The organism is Streptomyces sp. SID13031, assembly GCF_010548305.1.
GTDB lineage: Bacteria > Actinomycetota > Actinomycetes > Propionibacteriales > Kribbellaceae > Kribbella.
In genome coordinates this window covers 1-425 of sequence record NZ_JAAGLV010000092.1, presented here as the reverse complement: position 1 = coordinate 425, position 425 = coordinate 1, and the positions used below count along the sequence as shown (strand labels likewise).

The window sequence follows — 425 nt, the reverse complement described above, 5'->3', positions numbered from 1 at the left end:
AACTACGATACGCTCGGCGGCACGATGTTCTGGACGTGGCTCGGCAACTCGCTGCAGATCGCGATCGCCAACGGCGTCGGCACCGTCCTCATGGGCGCGGCGGCCGCGTACGCGTTCTCGCGGTTCCGGTTCACCGGCCGCCGCGCGGGCCTCACGGCGCTGCTCATCATCCAGATGTTCCCGCAGATGCTCGCGTTCGTCGCGATCTTCCTGCTGCTCATCGGCCTCGGCAACGTCGTCCCGTCGCTCGGCCTCAACAGCAAGCTCGCGCTCATCGCGGTCTACCTGGGCGGCGCGCTCGGCGTGAACACGTTCCTCATGTACGGGTTCTTCAACACCGTCCCGCGCGAGCTCGACGAGGCCGCGAAGATCGACCGCGCGACGCACGCGCAGACCTACTGGACGATCATCCTGCGGCTCGTCAC

1 protein-coding gene is annotated in these 425 nt (G+C 67.3%); it reads left to right on the top strand.

What is annotated here, in order from left to right; translation table 11 throughout:
- Positions 1 to 24 precede the first annotated feature (24 nt).
- The coding region (locus G3I17_RS39390) for an ABC transporter permease subunit (protein WP_239063351.1) at positions 25 to 425 on the top strand (401 nt) is incomplete at its 3' end.